The sequence below is a fragment of the Paracoccus mangrovi genome (genome assembly GCF_042648425.1).
In the GTDB taxonomy this organism is placed as follows: Bacteria; Pseudomonadota; Alphaproteobacteria; order Rhodobacterales; family Rhodobacteraceae; genus Paracoccus; species Paracoccus mangrovi.
In genome coordinates, this window is sequence record NZ_JBHRXJ010000002.1 from 265690 (window position 1) to 284599 (window position 18910).

22 protein-coding genes are annotated in these 18910 nt (G+C 63.9%); 18 read left to right on the top strand and 4 right to left on the bottom strand.

Annotation, left to right across the window (positions count from 1 at the left end; genetic code table 11):
* Positions 1-21 precede the first annotated feature (21 nt).
* Positions 22-504 carry a hypothetical protein gene (locus ACFOMH_RS03660; RefSeq protein ID WP_377742681.1) on the bottom strand — a complete coding sequence of 161 codons (483 nt, stop codon included), beginning with the start codon at positions 502-504 and terminating at the stop codon, positions 22-24.
* Positions 504-1697: an ADP-forming succinate--CoA ligase subunit beta gene (sucC, locus tag ACFOMH_RS03665; protein WP_377742683.1), complete on the bottom strand. Its 1194-nt coding sequence runs from the start codon at positions 1695-1697 to the stop codon at positions 504-506. The genes ACFOMH_RS03660 and sucC overlap by 1 nt, the downstream gene beginning before the upstream one ends.
* A gap of 215 nt (positions 1698-1912) precedes the next feature.
* Here sucC and ACFOMH_RS03670 point away from each other — a divergent pair, with 215 nt between their 5' ends.
* The gene (locus ACFOMH_RS03670) at positions 1913-2977 is read left to right on the top strand and encodes a glycosyltransferase family 2 protein (protein ID WP_377742684.1); all 1065 of its coding nucleotides are present in this window, start codon (positions 1913-1915) and stop codon (positions 2975-2977) included.
* Positions 2978-3188: 211 nt separating this feature from the next.
* Positions 3189-5756 (top strand): beta strand repeat-containing protein, encoded by a 2568-nt coding sequence (locus ACFOMH_RS03675; RefSeq protein ID WP_377742686.1) that lies wholly within the window; start codon positions 3189-3191, stop codon positions 5754-5756.
* Between the two features lie 60 nt (positions 5757-5816).
* Here the strand turns inward: ACFOMH_RS03675 and mdh are convergent, their stop codons facing one another.
* Positions 5817-6779, bottom strand: coding sequence for a malate dehydrogenase (gene mdh, locus ACFOMH_RS03680; RefSeq protein ID WP_374422526.1), 963 nt, complete (start codon positions 6777-6779; stop codon positions 5817-5819).
* 206 nt (positions 6780-6985) lie between these two features.
* Between mdh and ACFOMH_RS03685 the strand changes: the two genes are divergently transcribed.
* The 14 genes from ACFOMH_RS03685 (at position 6986) to ACFOMH_RS03750 (ending at position 16310) form a co-directional block, all read left to right on the top strand.
* Positions 6986-7729, top strand: a complete 744-nt coding sequence (locus ACFOMH_RS03685; protein WP_374422528.1) for a sulfite exporter TauE/SafE family protein — start codon at positions 6986-6988, stop codon at positions 7727-7729.
* Positions 7730-7798: 69 nt separating this feature from the next.
* Positions 7799-8641 (top strand): HpcH/HpaI aldolase/citrate lyase family protein, encoded by an 843-nt coding sequence (locus tag ACFOMH_RS03690; RefSeq protein ID WP_377742689.1) that lies wholly within the window; start codon positions 7799-7801, stop codon positions 8639-8641.
* 42 nt (positions 8642-8683) lie between these two features.
* Entirely contained in the window at positions 8684-9226 is a 543-nt protein-coding gene (locus tag ACFOMH_RS03695; RefSeq protein ID WP_374422531.1) for an NnrU family protein, read from the top strand.
* Between the two features lie 3 nt (positions 9227-9229).
* The gene (locus tag ACFOMH_RS03700; protein ID WP_377742691.1) at positions 9230-9436 is read left to right on the top strand and encodes a DUF1737 domain-containing protein; all 207 of its coding nucleotides are present in this window, start codon (positions 9230-9232) and stop codon (positions 9434-9436) included.
* The gene (locus ACFOMH_RS03705; protein WP_377742693.1) at positions 9433-9885 is read left to right on the top strand and encodes a hypothetical protein; all 453 of its coding nucleotides are present in this window, start codon (positions 9433-9435) and stop codon (positions 9883-9885) included. The genes ACFOMH_RS03700 and ACFOMH_RS03705 overlap by 4 nt, the downstream gene beginning before the upstream one ends.
* A gap of 211 nt (positions 9886-10096) precedes the next feature.
* Positions 10097-10489 (top strand): succinate dehydrogenase, cytochrome b556 subunit, encoded by a 393-nt coding sequence (gene sdhC, locus ACFOMH_RS03710; RefSeq protein WP_374422536.1) that lies wholly within the window; start codon positions 10097-10099, stop codon positions 10487-10489.
* Between the two features lie 14 nt (positions 10490-10503).
* Positions 10504-10893, top strand: coding sequence for a succinate dehydrogenase, hydrophobic membrane anchor protein (locus ACFOMH_RS03715; protein ID WP_374422538.1), 390 nt, complete (start codon positions 10504-10506; stop codon positions 10891-10893).
* Between the two features lie 12 nt (positions 10894-10905).
* The gene (gene sdhA, locus ACFOMH_RS03720; RefSeq protein ID WP_374422540.1) at positions 10906-12708 is read left to right on the top strand and encodes a succinate dehydrogenase flavoprotein subunit; all 1803 of its coding nucleotides are present in this window, start codon (positions 10906-10908) and stop codon (positions 12706-12708) included.
* Entirely contained in the window at positions 12708-13061 is a 354-nt protein-coding gene (locus ACFOMH_RS03725) for a hypothetical protein (RefSeq protein ID WP_374422542.1), read from the top strand. Before sdhA ends, ACFOMH_RS03725 begins: the two co-directional genes overlap by 1 nt.
* On the top strand, positions 13061-13402 hold the full coding sequence (locus ACFOMH_RS03730) for a hypothetical protein (protein ID WP_374422544.1): 342 nt from the start codon (positions 13061-13063) through the stop codon (positions 13400-13402). Before ACFOMH_RS03725 ends, ACFOMH_RS03730 begins: the two co-directional genes overlap by 1 nt.
* Positions 13399-14127 (top strand): hypothetical protein, encoded by a 729-nt coding sequence (locus tag ACFOMH_RS03735; RefSeq protein WP_374422545.1) that lies wholly within the window; start codon positions 13399-13401, stop codon positions 14125-14127. The genes ACFOMH_RS03730 and ACFOMH_RS03735 overlap by 4 nt, the downstream gene beginning before the upstream one ends.
* A gap of 18 nt (positions 14128-14145) precedes the next feature.
* A complete protein-coding gene (locus ACFOMH_RS03740) occupies positions 14146-14925 on the top strand; it encodes a succinate dehydrogenase iron-sulfur subunit (protein ID WP_374422547.1) in 780 nt (259 codons plus the stop codon).
* 134 nt (positions 14926-15059) lie between these two features.
* Positions 15060-15224: a hypothetical protein gene (locus tag ACFOMH_RS03745; protein WP_374422548.1), complete on the top strand. Its 165-nt coding sequence runs from the start codon at positions 15060-15062 to the stop codon at positions 15222-15224.
* Between the two features lie 252 nt (positions 15225-15476).
* The gene (locus tag ACFOMH_RS03750) at positions 15477-16310 is read left to right on the top strand and encodes an urea carboxylase-associated family protein (protein ID WP_377742696.1); all 834 of its coding nucleotides are present in this window, start codon (positions 15477-15479) and stop codon (positions 16308-16310) included.
* On the opposite strand, the gene ACFOMH_RS03755 is transcribed toward ACFOMH_RS03750, so the two are convergent.
* Positions 16307-16999 (bottom strand): metal-dependent hydrolase, encoded by a 693-nt coding sequence (locus ACFOMH_RS03755; RefSeq protein ID WP_377742698.1) that lies wholly within the window; start codon positions 16997-16999, stop codon positions 16307-16309. The genes ACFOMH_RS03750 and ACFOMH_RS03755 overlap by 4 nt on opposite strands.
* Positions 17000-17135: 136 nt before the next feature.
* Between ACFOMH_RS03755 and gatC the strand changes: the two genes are divergently transcribed.
* Both gatC and gatA read left to right on the top strand, forming a co-directional pair.
* Positions 17136-17423: an Asp-tRNA(Asn)/Glu-tRNA(Gln) amidotransferase subunit GatC gene (gatC, locus tag ACFOMH_RS03760; RefSeq protein WP_377742699.1), complete on the top strand. Its 288-nt coding sequence runs from the start codon at positions 17136-17138 to the stop codon at positions 17421-17423.
* Positions 17420-18901, top strand: coding sequence for an Asp-tRNA(Asn)/Glu-tRNA(Gln) amidotransferase subunit GatA (gene gatA / locus ACFOMH_RS03765; protein ID WP_377742700.1), 1482 nt, complete (start codon positions 17420-17422; stop codon positions 18899-18901). The genes gatC and gatA overlap by 4 nt, the downstream gene beginning before the upstream one ends.
* The last annotated feature ends 9 nt before the right edge of the window (positions 18902-18910 follow it).

Consider the following 18910-nt stretch of genomic DNA (forward strand, 5'->3'; position numbering starts at 1 on the left):
GGATGGCTCTCCTTATGACTGCTACCTTAACGAGCGGACGACGATTGCGGCGCCGCGCACGATGGGGAGGTTGATTTCTTTCAAGATGCCCAGTTCGACTGGGCGACCCTTGAGGGTGCCAGACCAGCCTTTCTCGACCCTGCTGCGGGTTTGCATGGGCTTGGCATCGGACGCCGCCAGCCAGGGCCGGATTAGCGCTTCGGCCTCGGGCACTGTCATGCCGCTGACAAGGATGAGGCAGCCCTTGCTGCCGGGCTTTTGGCCCGTGATCAAAACGATCACCCGCGTGCCAAGCGCTGCATACAATCTGTAGTCGCCAGTCGCCTCATCCAGCCCGTAGCCGCTGGCCCGCAAGGCGTCGCCGGTCCGCTGTGTATCGGGCATTGACTGCGCGCAGACCGCCGCGCCCTCGGCTGCCTTGTTCAGCAGCTCCGAACGGGACGGCGCCGCCAGCGACGGCAGAGCCGACGCCAGCAGGACAAGGGCGGCGATCAGTCCGCGCATCAGCCCTTCACTGCCTTGACGATCTTTTCGGCCCCGTCCTTGAGGTCGTCGGCGGCGATCACGTTCAGCCCGCTGTCGCGGATGATCTGTTTGCCGAGCTCGACATTGGTGCCTTCCAGACGCACGACCAGCGGAACCGCAAGCCCGACATCTTTCACCGCGGCGATGATGCCTTCGGCGATGATGTCGCAGCGCATGATGCCGCCAAAGATGTTGACCAGAATGCCTTTGACGTTCGGGTCCGAGGTGATGATCTTGAAGGCCTCGGTGACTTTTTCCTTGGTGGCGCCGCCGCCGACGTCAAGAAAGTTCGCCGGTTCCGCGCCATAAAGCTTGATGATGTCCATGGTGGCCATCGCGAGGCCGGCGCCGTTCACCATGCAGCCGATCTCGCCATCCAGCGCGATATAGTTCAGGTCGAACTTCGAGGCGGCCAGTTCCTTGGGATCTTCCTCGGTTTCGTCGCGCAGCGCCATGATGTCGGGCTGACGATAAAGCGCGTTATTGTCGAAGCCCATCTTGGCGTCGAGGCATTTGAGGTTGCCGTCCTTCATCACGATCAGCGGGTTGATCTCCAGCATCTCCATGTCCTTTTCGATGAACATGCGATACAGGTTTTTCACCAGCGCGACGCATTGCTTGACCTGCGGGCCCGACAGACCCAGCGCGAAAGCGACGCGGCGGCCGTGGAAATCCGACAGGCCCGAGGCGGGATCGACGCTGAAGCTCACGATCTTTTCGGGCGTGTGGGCCGCGACTTCCTCGATGTCCATGCCGCCCTCGGTCGAGGCGACAAAGCTGACGCGCGAGCTGCCGCGATCGACCAGCAGCGCCAGATACAGCTCGCGCTCGATGTCGCTGCCGTCTTCGATATAGATGCGGTTCACCTGTTTGCCGGTGGCGCCGGTCTGATGGGTGACGAGCGTGCGGCCCAGCATCTGGCGGGTCAGCTCTTCGGCCTCGCTGACCGATTTCGCCAGACGGACGCCGCCTTTTTCACCGGCTTCCTTTTCCTTGAAATGGCCCTTGCCGCGCCCGCCGGCATGGATCTGGGCCTTGACGACCCAAAGCGGGCCGTCAAGTTCGCCCGCCGCTGCCTTGGCCTCGTCGGCCTTGATCACCACGCGGCCGTCCGAGACCGGCGCGCCGTATTGGCGCAACAGCGCCTTGGCCTGATATTCATGGATGTTCATGATGCTTCCCCGCAGTTGTCGGTTGGCGGGGCTTGTGCCATATCCCCGCGCCTGCCTCAAAGGGGTTAGCGCTGCCGAAAGCTGAAAATTGCGGCTATTCTTGGTTTTGTGATCACGCATTTCGGCGCTGTGATCACAAGTTGCCGCGTTGCGGCGGCGCAGCATCCGCAATAAGCTGCGATCCCGTTCTTCGCCAGAATCGAAAAGGGCCGCCATTGTCGCTTCTTGAGGAAATCCGGCCGGCACCACAGGCCGATGGTTTGCCCCTGATCGTGCTGATCCATAACGAGGCAAACCTGATCGCGCCTTTTCTTGCGCATTACCGCGCGCTGGGGCCGACGCATTTCATCGTCGTGGACGATCGCTCGACCGATGACAGCCGCGCGCGGCTGACGGCCGAGCCCGACGTGACCTTGATGCAGCCGGTCGCGGGGTCGAGCTATGCCCGCGACAAGCTGGCATGGCGGCAAGAGCTGCTGGCGCGCCATGCGCCCGGTCGCTGGGCCCTGTTGCCCGATATGGATGAGCATTTCGTATTCGCCGGAATGGAACGCCAAAGCCTGGCCGATTACATCGCCGCGCTTGAGGCCGAGGGCGCCGAGGCGGTGCTGACGGTCATGATCGATATGTATGCCGATCTGCCGCTGGCCGAGCATCTCTATCCCCGTCCAGGGGTGGACAGCCTGTTGCAGGCATTTCCGTGGTTCGACGGGCCGGGGCCGGCACCCTTGGGCTATCATTTCATGTTCAATTCCAGCAAGGCGCGGCGCAAGGCGGCGACGCCGCCGCTATCGGTTCATGGCGGCTTGCGCGACCGGCTGTTCCGGGTGCCGGGGCTGCGCATGAACCGGCTGGCGCTGGCGGCGCTGGACCGCGTGGCGGGGCTTGGCGGAGCGGTTCAGCCGCGCGGTCTGGATCTGATCCGTCATCAGATCGCGCGCAAGTTGACGCGGCGCTTTTTCAAGGGCGCGCTGGATATGCACAAGGTGGCGCTCTTGCGTTGGCGTCCCGGCACGAATTTCGTCGGCGCCCATCGTCTGCGTGAAAATTATCGCATGTCGGAAAGCATCGCGGCGCTTTTGCATTTCAAATTCACCCGTGGCGTTGCCGGGCTGGAATATACCGCGCAGCGCGGTCAGCATTTCGGTGGCGCGCGGCATTATCACGACATGCTGGACGCGACCGAGATTCTGGGACGCTCGCCGCTGTTCTCCGGCAGCCGGCAATGGCAAGGCAGTGCCTCGTTGCAAGGGATCATTCGCGGGGTTCCGGCACGCTAGACGTGCATGAAGCCACGATTTTTCCGGCTTTTGCGATCGTTGGGGCCGGTACGAAAACCGGATATGACGCCCATATGCCCGCGCGCGGGGAATGGCTTTGCGCCGCCAGGCCTGAACGCCTCAGTTTGGATTTGACTTTTAACGGCCTTGTGCTAACGGCCTTGTGCGAGAAATCGCGCCGTAACTCTATTTATGTCAACGAGGCATGCGTATGGCTGATTACCCCACAATTGGAAACGATACATTGCTTGGCACCGCCGGCGCCGACAATATCGATGGTCTGGCGGGCAATGACACGATTACCGGTCTTTCCGGGAACGACACCCTGATCGGCGGCACCGGCGACGATATCTTTGTGATCGGCGGCACGGATTTCGGCTATGACATCTATAATGGCGGCGACGGCGCGGACATCATCCGGCTGAACGCGGATATCACGGTGTCCAGCCTGCGGCTGACCTCGGCCAACCTGATCGGGACCGAGACGCTGTCGATGTATGGCTATGACATTTCGGGAACCGGCGGGAACGATGCCTTTGACATCAGCGGCGTCACCAATGTGACCAGCTATAACTGGATCCGGATGGGCGACGGCGCGGACCGCTTTGTCGGCCATGTCGGCGCCGATGCCGTCGATGGCGGATCGGGCAATGACACGCTGAACGGGCGGGCCGGCAACGACACCCTGATCGGCGGGGCGGGCAACGATTTTCTGGTGGGTGACAGCGGGAATGATATCTTCCTGATCGGGGGCACGGATTTCGGCACCGACACCTATCTTGGCGGCGAGGGGGCGGATATTATCCGGCTAAGCGCCGATGTCACCGTATCCAGCCTGCGGCTGACCGCCAGCGCGGTGAACGGGACCGAGACGCTGTCGATGTATGGCTATGACATCGCGGGGACGGCCGGGAACGATGCCTTTGACATCAGCGGCATCACCAATGTGACCAGCTATAACTGGATCCTGATGGGCGACGGGCTCGACCGCTTTGTCGGTCATGTCGGTGCCGATGCCGTCAATGGCGGTTCGGGCAATGACACGCTGAATGGCGGTGCGGGCAACGACTCGCTGATCGGCGGATCGGGCAATGACTATATGCTTGGCGGCACCGGCGACGATATTTTCTATATCAGCGGCACGGATTTCGGCACCGACACCTATCTTGGCGGCGAAGGGGCGGACATTATCCGGCTAAGCGCCGATGTCACCGTATCCAGCCTGCGGCTGACGGCCAATGCCGTGAACGGGACCGAGACGCTGTCGATGTATGGCTATGACATCGCGGGGACGGCCGGGAACGATGCCTTTGACATCAGCGGCATCACCAATGTGACCAGCTATAACTGGATCCTGATGGGCGACGGGCTCGACCGCTTTGTCGGTCATGTCGGTGCCGATGCCGTCAATGGCGGTTCGGGCAATGACACGCTGAACGGCGGTGCAGGCGCGGATTCGATCATCGGTGGCGCGGGCAACGATTACCTGGTGGGCGGCACCGGCGACGATGTGTTCTATATCGAGGGCACGGATTTCGGCCGCGACACCTATAACGGTGGCGATGGCGCGGACATGATCCGGCTGACCGGGGATGTGACGGTGTCGACGCTGCTGCTGACCGCGTCGAACGTGATCGGGACCGAGACGCTGTCGATGTATGGCTATGACATCATCGGGACGACCGGAAACGACAATTTTGACCTGAGCGGCATCACCAATGTGACCAGCTATAGCTGGATCCAGATGGGCGACGGGCTCGACCGTTTCGTCGGCCATGCCGGCGGTGACGCGGTCAATGGCGGCGCGGGCGGCGATACGCTCAACGGACGCGGCGGGGACGACTCGTTGGCGGGCGGGGCCGGCAACGACCTGCTGTTCGGGGAAACCGGCAACGACAATCTGGATGGCGGCGACGGCATCGACACGGTCAGCTATGCCTCGGCGACGGGCGGTTTGCGCATCAATCTGTTGCAGACGGCGGGTCAGGCCGTTGGCGGCGGGCATGGCACCGATGCCCTGTCCGGGATCGAGAATGTCATCGGTTCGCGCTTTGGCGATGCGATCATCGGCAACAATGCCGGCAACCGTCTTGTGGGCGACGCGGGCAACGACAATCTGCGCGGGATGGCGGGCAATGACCAGCTTTTCGGCGGCACCGGCAACGATATCCTGCAAGGGGCGAGCGGCAACGACACCCTGAACGGTCAGGCGGGCATCGACACGGCCAGCTATGCCGGCGCCTCGTCCGGGGTCACGGTCGATCTGCGGCTGAGCGCGGCACAGTCGGTCGGCGGTGGGCATGGTCTCGATGTCCTCTTGGGCATCGAGAACCTGTTGGGTTCGTCCTTTGGCGATCGGCTGATCGGGACCGGCCTCAACAACGTGCTGAACGGCGATGCCGGCAACGACCGTCTGGTCGGGCTTGCGGGCAATGACAACCTGTTGGGCGGCGCGGGCAATGACCAGCTGAGCGGCGGCGACGGCAACGATATCCTGACCGGCGGGGTCGGGGCCGACATCATGACCGGCGGTGCCGGGACCGATGCCTTTATCTTTGCCGTCGGCCATGGCGCGGACCAGATCAGCGACTGGCAGAATGGCGTGGACCGGATCCAGATCGCATCCGGCACCTGGCAGGGCGTGACCTATGACGGGTTCGACGACCTGCGCATCAGCCAGTCGGCATCCGGCGCGCTGATCAGCTTTGGCGGCACCTCGATCAGCCTGTCCGGCGTGTCCTCGGGCCTGCTGGACGCTTCGGATTTCGTCTTCGTCTGATGGCAAAAAGAAAACCCGCGGCGATTGCCGCGGGTTTTCCCGGTTCGAAAGATCGCAGGATCAGGCCAGCGAGGGATCGATCTGCTTGCAGGCCTCGACCAGGCCCTTCACGGCGTCGACGGATTTGTCGAACATCGCCTGTTCGTCCTTGTCCATCTTGATGTCGATGACCTTTTCGATGCCCTTGGCGCCGATCACGGTCGGCACGCCGACATAAAGCCCCTTGAGGCCAAAGGCGCCATCCACATATGCGGCACAGGGCAGCACGCGCTTTTGATCCTTGAGATAGGCCTCGGCCATTTCGATGGCGCTGGTGGCCGGCGCATAAAAGGCCGAACCGGTTTTCAACAGGCCGACGATCTCGGCGCCGCCGTCACGGGTGCGCTGGATGATCGCGTCCAGTTTTTCCTGCGTGGTCCAGCCCATCTTGACCAGATCCGGCAGCGGAATGCCGGCAACGGTCGAATAGCGGGCCAGCGGCACCATGGTGTCGCCATGGCCGCCCAGCACAAAGGCGGTGACGTCGCGCATCGAGACGCCGAATTCCAGCGACAGGAAGTGACGGAAGCGCGCCGAATCCAGCACGCCGGCCATGCCGACGACCTTTTCGGCGGGCAGGCCGCTGAACTGTTGCAGCGCCCAGACCATCGCGTCCAGCGGGTTGGTGATGCAGATCACAAAGGCGTTCGGGGCGTGGGTCTTGATGCCTTCGCCGACCGATTTCATGACTTTCAGGTTGATCCCCAGAAGGTCGTCGCGGCTCATGCCGGGCTTGCGGGGTACGCCTGCGGTCACGATGCAGACATCGGCGCCGGCGATGTCGGCATAGTCGTTGGTGCCTTTCAGCACGGCGTCGAACCCTTCGGAGGGGCCCGATTCCGCGATGTCCAGCGCCTTGCCTTGCGGCGTGCCCTCGGCGATGTCGAACAGGACGACGTCGCCCAGTTCCTTCATCGCGGCGAGATGCGCGAGCGTACCGCCGATCTGTCCCGCACCGATGAGTGCGATCTTGGGTCGGGCCATAGGTGAACCTCCGATTTCCATGATGGTTTCGCGGGGTGGCGTATTCCCTTGGGATCGGAATCGCAAGCCTTCGCTGACGCAACGTGGCGAAATCGCCGTATGTCAAGCGCTAACATGACATGATCTTTCGGCGTTGCGCGGCCCCCCGCGCTGGCATAGGCCGGGATCAGCCGGGCAGGGGGCGAAAAGACAGGGGGCGCGCGGGGATGGAGCTGGGACTACTGGGCTGGGTGCTGGGCTGTGCCGCCGCATTCGCGGTCGGGCTGGCCAAGGGCGGGCTGTCGATGGTCGGCATGCTGGGCGTGCCGTTGATGGCGCTGATCATGTCGCCGGTCCAGGCGGCGGGGATCCTGCTGCCGGTCTATGTCATTTCCGATATCGGCGGGCTTATCGCCTTTCGGCGCAGCTTTGACCGCCGCGTTCTGGTCTCGCTGATCCCCGGCATGCTGAGCGGGATCGCCCTGGGCTGGGCCACGGCGCGGCTGGTCGACGAATCGCGGGTCGGTCTTGTGGTCGGGCTGATCGGCCTGGCCTTTAGCCTGAATGCGATGCTGCGGCCCGCGCTGGCGGGGGCGCAGGCGCGCGGACCCGGCTGGGGCGCGGGTTCGTTCTGGGGCGCGCTGTCGGGTTATACCAGCTTTGTCTCGCATTCCGGCGCCCCACCATATCAGATCTATGTTCAGCCGATGCGGATGGAGCCGATGCTTTACGCCGGCACCACCACCATCTTTTTCGCCATCACCAATGCGGTCAAGCTGATCCCCTATGGCCTTCTGGGCCAGCTTTCGCCGCATAACCTGCGGATTTCGGCGGTGCTGGCGGTGCCGGCGCTGCTGGGGGTCTGGGCGGGGCTGTGGATCATCAAGCGGGTGCCGGCGACGTTCTTTTACAAGTTCATCACCTGGGCGCTGGCCATCATCTCGGTCAAGCTGATCTGGGACGGGCTCTAGGGCGCGGCGCTTGCGATTTGCGCCCCGCCGGGGCAGCCTTGGGCCGCAACCTGACATGACGAGGCCCCTATGATCACACGTCCCTATCGCTCGGTGCTGTATATTCCGGCCTCGAATGCCCGGGCCATGGAAAAGGCGCGGACGCTTTCGGCGGATGCGATCATCTTCGATCTTGAGGATGCGGTGACGCCGGCCGAAAAGCTGCCGGCGCGGGATCTTCTGGCGCGCGCCTTGCTGGCGGATTACGGCGGCCGGACGCGGATCGTGCGCATCAACGGTCTGGATACGGAATGGGGCGAAGGCGATGCCCGCGCATTCGCCGGGGCGGCCGATGCGGTGCTGGTGCCCAAGGTGGGCCGCGCGGCCGATCTGGACCGGGTGGCGGCGCTGGTGCCCGGGGCGCCGCTTTGGGCGATGATGGAGACGCCGGCGGGGATGCTGAACGCCGCCGCGATCGCCGCCCATCCGCGTCTGCAGGGCATGGTCATGGGCACGAACGACCTGCTCAAGGATCTGGGCGCGCGGACGCGGCCCGATCGGCAACCGCTGATGGCGGGGCTGGGTCTGTGCCTTCTGGCGGCGCGCGCCCATGGCCGGGTGATCGTGGACGGGGTCTATAACGCCTTTCAGGACACGGCCGGCCTGCGCGCCGAATGCGAACAGGGCCGCGACATGGGGTTCGACGGCAAAAGCCTGATCCATCCCGCGCAGCTTGAGGCCGCGAACGAAATATTCGCCCCCGATGCCGACGAGCTGGATCTGGCCCGGCGTCAGATCGCGGCCTTTGAACAGGCGCGCGCCGAGGGCAGGGGGGTCGCCGTTCTCGATGGCCGCATCGTCGAGAACCTGCATGTCGAAACCGCCCGCGCCCGGTTGAAGCTGGCCGAGGCGATTGCCGCCCGCGCCGGATAGTGCCAAAGTCGGCGCCGACTGCATCAAGCGGAGATTGGCCAGATGTTGCTTTTGATCCTGGGCGTCGCATTGTGGTGGGCGGCGCATCTCTTGAAACGCGTGGCGCCCGGCCCGCGCGACAAGATCGGGCGCGGCGGCGTGACGGCGCTGTTGCTGGTCTCGGTTCTGCTGATGATTTTGGGGTACCGGATGGCGGATGGCCCCGTTTGGTGGGGGGCTTCGGCGCCGCTCAAGGGGATCAACAACCTGCTGGTCCTTGTGGCGTTCTATCTGTTCGCGGCCGATGGCATGAAAACCCGCATCGCGCGGCGGATGCGCCACCCGCAGCTGACCGGTTTCGCGATCTGGGCATTCGCGCATCTGTTGCCGAATGGCGATCTGCCGTCTTTCGTGCTGTTTGGCGGGCTGCTGCTTTGGGCGCTCGTCGAAATGGCGGTGATCAACCGCGCCCAGCCCGACTGGCACCCGCCCCAAGGCGATGTGCCGGCGCGCAAGGACGTCTTTGCCTTGCTGGGGGCGGTGGTGGTGATGCTGGTTGTCGGGCTGATCCACGCCTGGCTTGGCTATAACCCCTTCGGAGCCTGATCCATGACCAAGATCTATCGCCTGCTGACCGAGGACGACACTTCGGCCTTTTGCCACAAGGTCAGTCTGGCGCTGTCGCGTGGCTGGGAACTGCATGGCAGCCCCAGCATGGCCTTTGACGCCGAAACCGGGCGGATGCGCTGTGCGCAGGCCGTGACCAAGGATATCGAGGCCGATTACAGCCCCGACATGAAGCTTGGCCAGCAATGAACCGGGCGCGGCTGATCACAACGGCCGCGATGCTGTCCGGCCTTTTGGGGCTGGCGGGGCCGGCACTGGCCGAAACCGCGCCCTGCACCCTGAACGGGGTCGAACCCTTGCCGGTTCTCGAGGCCGCCAAGGCCGCGTTCCTCAAGGGAAAATATCACGAGTTCTATCGCCTCGCCACGCCCTATGTCCCCGATGCGCGGTCGCAATACCCCGCGCTGATGGGCCGCCTTGCCGAGCTGTTCCCGAACGGCTTTCCCCGCTGTTCGACCGTGTTGCAGCGCCGCGATGTCGGCGGCATGGTCCAGGAAATCACCATGTTCGCGATCGAGCCGCCCGATACCGGCATGATTTCCATCATCCTGACCGCCGTGCCCTTCAACGACGAACCCGAGATCGTTGCCTTTGTTTTTAACTCGGCTATTGGCCCGGTTCTGGACGAATTGAAATGAGTCCCGGCTGATACCGCCAACATTCCGGCGCGCTGTGATCACATGCTGCAATTGTGTGATCACAAACGCCGAAAATCTGCATTTATCCGCCTTTCGTCTGGAATCCGGCCGTGACAGATGCGAGAAAGCGAATAGAACGACATCAAAATTCCCGGCCAGCCCTCGCCGCCAGCCGTCGCGCCGAGGGCCCCTGAACGCAGGAGAGCGCATCATGGCTGACGTCAACCGGGGCAACCGGCCGCTGTCACCCCATTTGCAGGTTTACCGCCTGCCCCTTGCCGCAATCACCTCGATCATGACCCGCATCACCGGCCACGCGCTGGTGGCGGGGATCTTGCTGATCGTCTGGTGGCTGACGGCCGCCGTCAGCTCGCCCTGGGCCTTTGCCTGTGCCGATTGGGTGGTGCGGTCCTGGTTGGGGTTCATCATCCTGACCGGGTCGATGTGGGCGCTGTGGTATCACCTGCTGGCCGGTATCCGGCACCTGTTCTATGACGCGGGCCACGGCCTTGAAATCGAGCAGGCGCAGAAATCCAGCCAGGCGCTGATCGCCGGTTCGGTCGTTCTGGCCGTGCTGACGCTGATCGTCTTCTTCGTATTCTGACCGAGGGCCGCAAGATGCGCTATATCACCCCGCTGAAAGCCGCCGAAGGTCTGGGTTCGGCCCATACCGGCACCCAGCATCACTGGGCCATGACCGTCACCGCCGTGGCGCTTCTGGTGCTGACGCCCTTGTTCATGATCGTCGTCGCCCGCGCCATCGGCCTGCCGCATGAATTGCTGGTGGTCTATTTCGGCCGGCCCTTCCCGGCGATCATCACCGCGCTGTTCGTGACCGTGGGCATGCTTCATTTCATCAAGGGCACGCGGATCATGATCGACGACTATTTCCAGGGCGGCACCCGCAAGGCCGCGATCATCATCTCTGTCATCTTTGGCTGGGCGGTCATCGCCTGTGCCCTTTACGCGCTGGCCCGGATGGGTCTGGGCGCGATCGTCGTCGTCTGAGGAACCACCGCCATGGCTGAATACAAATATGTAACGCATGATTATGACGTGGTGGTCGTGGGTGCCGGCGGGGCCGGTCTGCGCGCGACGCTGGGCATGGCCGAACAGGGGCTGCGCACCGCCTGCGTGACCAAGGTTTTCCCGACCCGCAGCCACACCGTCGCCGCACAGGGCGGCATTGCCGCATCGCTGTCGAACATGGGGCCCGACAGCTGGCAATGGCACATGTACGACACCGTCAAGGGGTCGGACTGGCTGGGCGATACCGACGCGATGGAATACCTCGCGCGTGAGGCGCCCAAGGCCGTCTATGAACTGGAACATTACGGCGTGCCGTTTTCGCGCACCGAAGAGGGCAAGATCTATCAGCGCCCCTTTGGCGGCCACACCACCGAGTTCGGCGAAGGCCCGCCGGTTCAGCGCACCTGCGCCGCCGCCGACCGCACCGGCCACGCCATCCTGCACACGCTTTACGGCCAGTCGCTGAAGGAAAAGGCCGAATTCTTCATCGAGTATTTCGCGCTCGACCTGATCATCACCGATGGCAAATGCACCGGCGTCGTCTGCTGGAAGCTGGATGACGGCACGATCCACGTCTTCAACGCCAAGATGGTGGTGCTGGCCACGGGCGGTTACGGCCGCGCCTATTTCAGCGCGACCAGCGCCCATACCTGCACCGGCGACGGCGGCGGCATGGTGGCGCGCGCGGGCCTGCCCTTGCAGGACATGGAATTCGTGCAGTTCCACCCGACCGGCATCTATGGTTCGGGCTGCCTGATCACCGAAGGCGCGCGCGGCGAAGGCGGCTATCTGACCAATTCCGAGGGCGAGCGTTTCATGGAACGCTATGCGCCGACCTATAAGGATCTGGCTTCGCGCGACGTGGTCAGCCGCTGCATCACCATCGAGATCCGCGAAGGACGCGGCGTGGGTGAGCACAAGGACCACATGTTCCTTAACCTGCAGCATCTGCCGCCCGAGGCGCTGCATGAACGTCTGCCCGGCATCAGCGAATCGGCCAAGATCTTTGCCGGCGTCGATGTCACCAAGGAGCCGATCCCGATCCTGCCGACGGTGCATTACAATATGGGCGGCATCCCCACCAACTATTGGGGCGAGGTGCTGAACCCGACCGAGGCCCAGCCCGACGCGATTTTCCCCGGCCTGATGGCGGTGGGCGAGGCGGGCTGCGCCAGCGTGCATGGCGCGAACCGGCTTGGCTCGAACAGCCTGATCGACCTGGTGGTCTTTGGCCGCGCCGCCGCGATCCGCGCCGGCGAGGTGATCGACCGCAACGCGCCGATCCCGGCCACGAACAAGGAAGGCGTGCAAAAGGCGCTGGACCGGTTCGACCGCATCCGCAATGCCAATGGCGCGATCCCGACCGCCGATCTGCGGCTTGAGATGCAAAAGACCATGCAGGCCGACGCGGCCGTGTTCCGCACCGACAAGACGCTCGCCGAGGGCGTCGAAAAGATGGAAGCGATCGCGGCCAAGATGAACGACATCAAGGTCACGGATCGCAGCCTGATCTGGAACAGCGATCTGATGGAAACGCTTGAGCTGACCAACCTCATGCCCTGCGCGCTGGCCACCATCGTCGCCGCCGAGGCCCGCAAGGAAAGCCGCGGCGCCCATGCCCATGAGGACTGGCCCGAGCGGGATGACGCCAATTGGCGCAAGCACTCGCTTGCCTGGGTGGAAGGCAACGATGTTAAACTGGGCTATCGGCCCGTACACCTCGATCCCCTGACCACGGTGGATGAGGGCGGGATCGACCTGAAAAAGATCGCACCCAAAGCGAGGGTTTATTGATGCGTCTTCCCCTGATCCTGACCGCTGCCGCGCTGGCCCTTTCGGGCTGCGTGGTCCAGAACCCCGGCATGGCGCCGCCGCCTGTGATCCCGCAGGTCAAGCCCGCGCCGGATATGGCGATCCGCAATTCGGCCCGGCTGGTCGTCAATCGCGAGATGGCCAAGCGTCTGCCCGGCGCCAATGTCGCGCCCTATACCGATTGCGTGTTGCAGAATGCGACCACGGCGGAACTGGCCAGCATCGCCGATGCCGGCGCGGCCGGGGCCGGCAATGCGGTGGCCGGCATCGTCGGTCGTCCGGCGACCTCGCAATGCATCGCGGGCGCGGCCGCTTCGGCGCGGGGCACTGCGTGATGACGGCTCGGCGGTATCTGCGCATGGCTCTGGTCCCGGCGGTCGCGCTGGGGCTGGCGGCATGCGCGCAGCCGCCGCAAATGTCGGTATCCGATGCCGAACGCTGGTGCAGCCAGAACCTCAGCGATGCGGGCGGCGGCGGCGTGACCGCCCAGCCCCGGATCAGCATCGGCATCGGTTCGGGCGGGTATCGCGGGGCCGGGCTGGGGGTCGATTTCACCCCGGACCGCGCCGCGTCCTCGCGCGATCCCGAGATGATCTATCACCGCTGCGTGCGCGACCGCTCGGGCCTGCCGCCGAGCAAATCGCTTTACCAACAGCCCGGCTGGGGCGGAAAATGATCCGCGCCCATCTGGCCACCTTTCCGCCGCGCCGCAGGCTGTTGCGCAGGACCTGCGCGGCGATCCTGCCGCAGGTCGACCATCTTTATGTCGTGCTGAACGGCTATGAGGATATTCCGGGCTTTCTGGCGCAGGACGCGCGGGTGACCGCGATCATTCCCGATCGCGACGTCAAGGATGCCGGCAAGTTCTGGTTCGCCCCCGCCCCCGAGGACATCGTATTTACCATCGACGACGATATCGGCTATCCGCCCGATTACGTTGCCCGCACGCTGGCGCATCTGAACGCCATCGGGCCGATGGCCAATGTCGTCGGCTATCAGGGCAATATCTATGTCGGCCCGCGCGCCGAACCGCAGACAGTCTGGGACAATTACATCTTTCACCAGCCGGCCGATCAGGTGCTGGGCGCCTCGATCCTGGGGACCGGCACGCTTTGCGCGCGCGGCTCGTCCATCCCGCCGCTGGCCGCGATCGAACCCGATGCCGGCGCCTGTGACATTCCTTTCTGCCGCTGGCTGTTTGAAAACGGCATCTTGCCCTGGATCCTGCCGCGCCCGGCCAACTGGCTGACCAACGACCTGCCCCGCAATCTGAAACAGTCGTCGCTGTTTCAGACCGTCGCGAAAAAGGGGCATTCCGCCTATCGCGATCTGCTGTGGTCCTTCGTGACCCGCTGGCCGCATGCCAACATCCGCCATGACCGCTTTGCGCGTCCGGCCTGACCACCAGGAGAGCCCCCAATGGTCCAATTCAACCTTCCCAAGAACAGCCGCATGCGGGTTGGCAAGACCTGGCCCAAGCCCGAGGGCGCGACCAATATCCGCCGCTTCAACATCTATCGCTGGGATCCCGATACCGGGGAAAACCCGCGGATGGACAGCTATTTTCTGGATCTGGACAAGACCGGGCCGATGGTTCTGGACGCGCTGATCAAGATCAAGAACGAAATCGACCCGACGCTGACCTTTCGCCGGTCCTGCCGCGAGGGGATCTGCGGCTCTTGCGCGATGAATATCGGCGGCGGCAACCACCTTGCCTGTATCTATGGCATCGACGAGGTTCAGGGTGACGTGAACATCTATCCGCTGCCGCATATGCCGGTGGTCAAGGATCTGGTGCCGGACCTGACGCATTTCTATGCCCAGCACGCCTCGGTCCATCCCTATCTGATCACCGAGACGCCGACCCCGGACAAGGAATGGCGCCAGTCGATCGAGGATCGCAAGAAGTTGGACGGGCTTTACGAATGCATCCTGTGCGCGTCCTGTTCGACCTCGTGCCCCAGCTATTGGTGGAACGGCGACCGCTACCTGGGGCCGGCGGCGCTGCTGGCCGCCTATCGCTGGATCATCGATTCGCGCGATGAGGCCACGGGCGAGCGGCTGGACGAGCTTGAGGATCCGTTCAAGCTTTATCGGTGCCATACGATCATGAACTGCACCAATACCTGTCCCAAGGGGTTGAACCCCGCCAAGGCCATTGCCTCGATCAAACATATGATGGTCGATCGCATCGTCTGACCGGGCGTTTCGATTGGGCGGGTTGGCCTTCGGGCCGGCCTGCGACAATTGTGCCGCGTTGCAGCCATGGATTTTGCTGCAACGCGGCATTATATTTCTGTGCAGGGAGGATCGATCCGACCCGGAGACCACAGATGAACATGCCCGACCAAGCCAAGCCGGAAACGGCCCGCATCGCGACGATCGACCCCGCCCGGGATCGCGCCGCCGAACGTGCCTTGGCCGTTCTGGAACAGATGTATGCCTATTTCAGCTTCGAGCCGATGCCGTCCGAAGCCAGCCTGCGCGCCGCCGCCTAGAACGCCTGCGCGTCCCGACCGCGATATGCACCATTCCCGAGCGCGGCCCGATGGCCGCGCTTTCGCATTTTCCGCAGGACGGCGCGTAACGGTCCGGACCATCGCCCGGCCGCGCGGCCGCATGGATATTTGGATGAAGAAGAAAGCGCGGCCGGTTCTCTTTCTTCTTCACACAAATATCCATACGGCGCCTATGCCGGGTGCGCAGCGTGCAGGCTTGCCGGCCACCGCGCCGCTGTCTATCATTGCCGCATGAGCCATCGCATTCCCCCCGACTCCGCCGAACGCCGTGCCATTGCGCCGGTGATCTGTTATCCGAATGAGACGCTGCCCGATCCCGATCTGGCCACGCTGGCCGGGGCGCGGGATGCCGCCCGCAAGACCGGCGAATGCCTGGTCCCGCCGCGTGAAGGCCGCTGTTTTCATGTCCCTGCCGGGCATTTCTTTCGCATCACCAGCGTCGAGGGTCCGCAGGTCGGGGATATGAACCTGTGGTCGGCGGCCGATCCGCGCGAACGGTTCTATTCGGGCAAGACGCGGGCGCTGCATGGCACGCATCTGACGCGGGGGGACCGGCTCTGGTCCAGTTTTCCCGGGCTGCGTCCCATGGCCACGATCACCGAGGACACGCTGGAATGGTACGGGATCGACGAGTTCGGCGGCTCGGTCCATGACGTGATCGGCACCCGCTGCGATCCCTATACGCATCACCTGCTGAGCGGGGATGATTACCATCATTGCTGTCATTCGAACCTGACCAATGCGCTCATGGCCGAGTTGAACCTGACGCGCGAGATGGCCGAGCCGCTGGTTCATGATGTGCTCAATGTCTTCATGTGCACCGGCTTCACCCGCGATACCGGGCAATATTTCATGAAGGCGAGTCCGGTGCGTCCCGGCGATTATCTTGAGATCTTCGCCGAGATTGACCTGATCGGCGGGCTTTCCGCCTGTCCGGGCGGCGATTGCGGCAGCCAGCATTCCAGCGACACCGCCGTCTGCCACCCGCTTCTCGTCGAGGTTTTTGCCCCGACCGGGCCGGTCTCGCGCCCGCGGCCGGCCCCGAACGGATATCGCTGGCCCTAGACCGTGATCGGTTCAAGCACCTCGGGTTCGATCACATCGACGCCCGGCAGACCGGCGCGCAGCGCGTCGGCATTCTGTTCCAGCAGCGGGAAGGTGCGATAGTGACAGGGGATCACGGTTCTGAAATCGAAATAGCGTTTCGCCGCATAGGCGGCGCGTTTCATGTCCATGGTGAAATGGCCGCCGGCGCAGAGGATGCCGATATCGGGTTTGTGGTAATCGCCCATCCAGTCCATGTCGGCCATGATGTCGGTATCGCCCGAGACATAGATGACATGCCCTTCGCCCGCGATCATATAGCCCGATTCGTGGCCGGCATAGACCGGCCCCTCATTGCCCTCCATGGATGAGGAATGGCTGGCATTGACCATGGTCACCTTGGCCCCGCCCAGATCGACGGTGCCGCCCTTGTTGAAGCCGATGCCCTCGATTTCCTGATGCGTCTGCCAGCTGCTGATCAGGTCATAGATGCCGACCACCGGAATGCCCAATTCGCGCGCGATCGAGATGGTGTCGCCGACATGATCGCCATGCCCATGCGTCAACAGCACATGGGTGGCGCCGGAAATGGCATCAGCGCGGCGATCCTCGGGGAACATCGGGTTCCCCGACAGCCAGGGGTCGATCAGGATCACGGCATTCTCGATTTCCAGCCGAAAGCCGGAATGGCCAAGCCAGGTGATTTTCATGGGGCGGTTCCTTTCATCCTTTGGGCGCATCCTGCCAAGCCGGCCCGTCGGCGTAAAGTTCCCGCAACGTCGGGTCGCCGGCGCTTGCCCCGCCCCCGCCGCCCCGGTAAAACCCGCCCAAGCGAAAGGAGCCCCCATGGCCATCACTGAGGATGAAGCCCGCAAGGTCGCGCATCTGGCGCGGATTGCGGTCGATGACGCGGACCTGCCGGCGCTCGCGCAGGAACTCAACAGCATCCTGCATTTCATGGAACAGCTGAACGAGGTCGATGTCGACGGCGTCGAGCCAATGACCGGGGTCGAGCCGATGCGCCTGAAGCGGCGCGCCGATATCGTCACCGATGGCGAGATGCAGGACCTGATCCTGAAGAACGCGCCCGATGCGCGCGAGGGCTTCTTTGTGGTGCCGAAGGTGGTGGAATGAGCGATCTGAACAAACTGACCATTGCCGATGCCCGCGACGGGCTGCGCAAGGGCGATTTCACCAGCCTTGACCTGACCGAGGCCTGTCTGACGGCCATCGACGGGGCTGCGGCATTGAACAGCTATAGCCACAGGACGCCCGAACGCGCCCGCGAGATGGCGGCGGCGGCGGATCAACGCATTCAGGCCGGCGACGCGCCCGCCATGTGCGGCATTCCCTTGGGGATCAAGGATCTGTTCTGCACCAAAAACGTGCCTTCGCAGGCGGCCAGCCGCATCCTTGACGGCTTTTTGCCGCAATATGAATCGACCGTGACCCAGAACCTGTGGGATGCGGGCGCGGTCATGCTGGGCAAGCTCAGCATGGATGAATTCGCCATGGGGTCGTCGAATGAAACCGCCTGTTACGGGCCGGCGGTGAACCCGTGGAAGGTGGACGACCGGCAATTGACGCCGGGTGGCTCGTCCGGCGCATCCGCCGCGGCGGTGGCGGCCGATCTGTGCCTGGCGGCGACCGGCACCGATACCGGCGGTTCGATCCGCCAGCCGGCGGCATTCACCGGCACGGTCGGGCTGAAGCCCACCTATGGCCGCGTCAGCCGCTGGGGCGTCATCGCATTCGCCAGCTCGCTGGATCAGGCCGGGCCGATGACCAAAACCGTGCGCGACGCGGCGATCATGCTGGGGGCCATGGCCTCGGTCGATCCCAAGGATTCGACCAGCGCCGAGCGCGCGGTCCCGGATTACGAGGCGGCGCTGACCGGCGATATTCGCGGCAAGAAAATCGGTATCCCGCGCGAATACCGCATGGAGGGCATGCCGGACGAAATCGATGCGCTGTGGCGGCAATCGGCCGAGATGCTGCGCGATGCCGGGGCCGAGATCGTCGATATCAGCCTGCCGCATACGAAATACGCGCTGCCCGCCTATTATGTGATCGCGCCGGCCGAGGCGTCGTCGAACCTCGCGCGTTATGACGGCGTGCGCTATGGGCGGCGCGCCAAGCTGGGCGCCGGCGACGGCATTGTCGAGATGTATGAAAAGACCCGCGCCGAGGGGTTCGGCCCCGAGGTCCAGCGCCGGATCATGATCGGCACCTATGTGCTGTCGGCGGGCTTTTACGACGCCTATTACAACCGCGCCCGCAAGGTGCGCGCGCTGATCAAGCGCGATTTCGATCAGGCCTATGCCAGCGGGGTCGATGCGATTCTGACCCCCGCGACCCCCAGCGCCGCCTTTGGTCTGGGCGAAATGTCGGGCAAGGATCCGGTCGAGATGTATCTGCTGGACGTGTTCACCGTCACCGTGAACCTGGCCGGTCTGCCGGGGATTTCGGTTCCGGTCGGGCTGGACAAGCAGGGTTTGCCGCTGGGGATGCAGCTGATCGGGCGGCCATGGGACGAAGGCGGGCTGTTGAACCTTGCGCATAGCCTCGAATCTGCGGCAGGGTTTTCTCAGAAGCCAACACGCTGGTGGTAACCGGCCCGA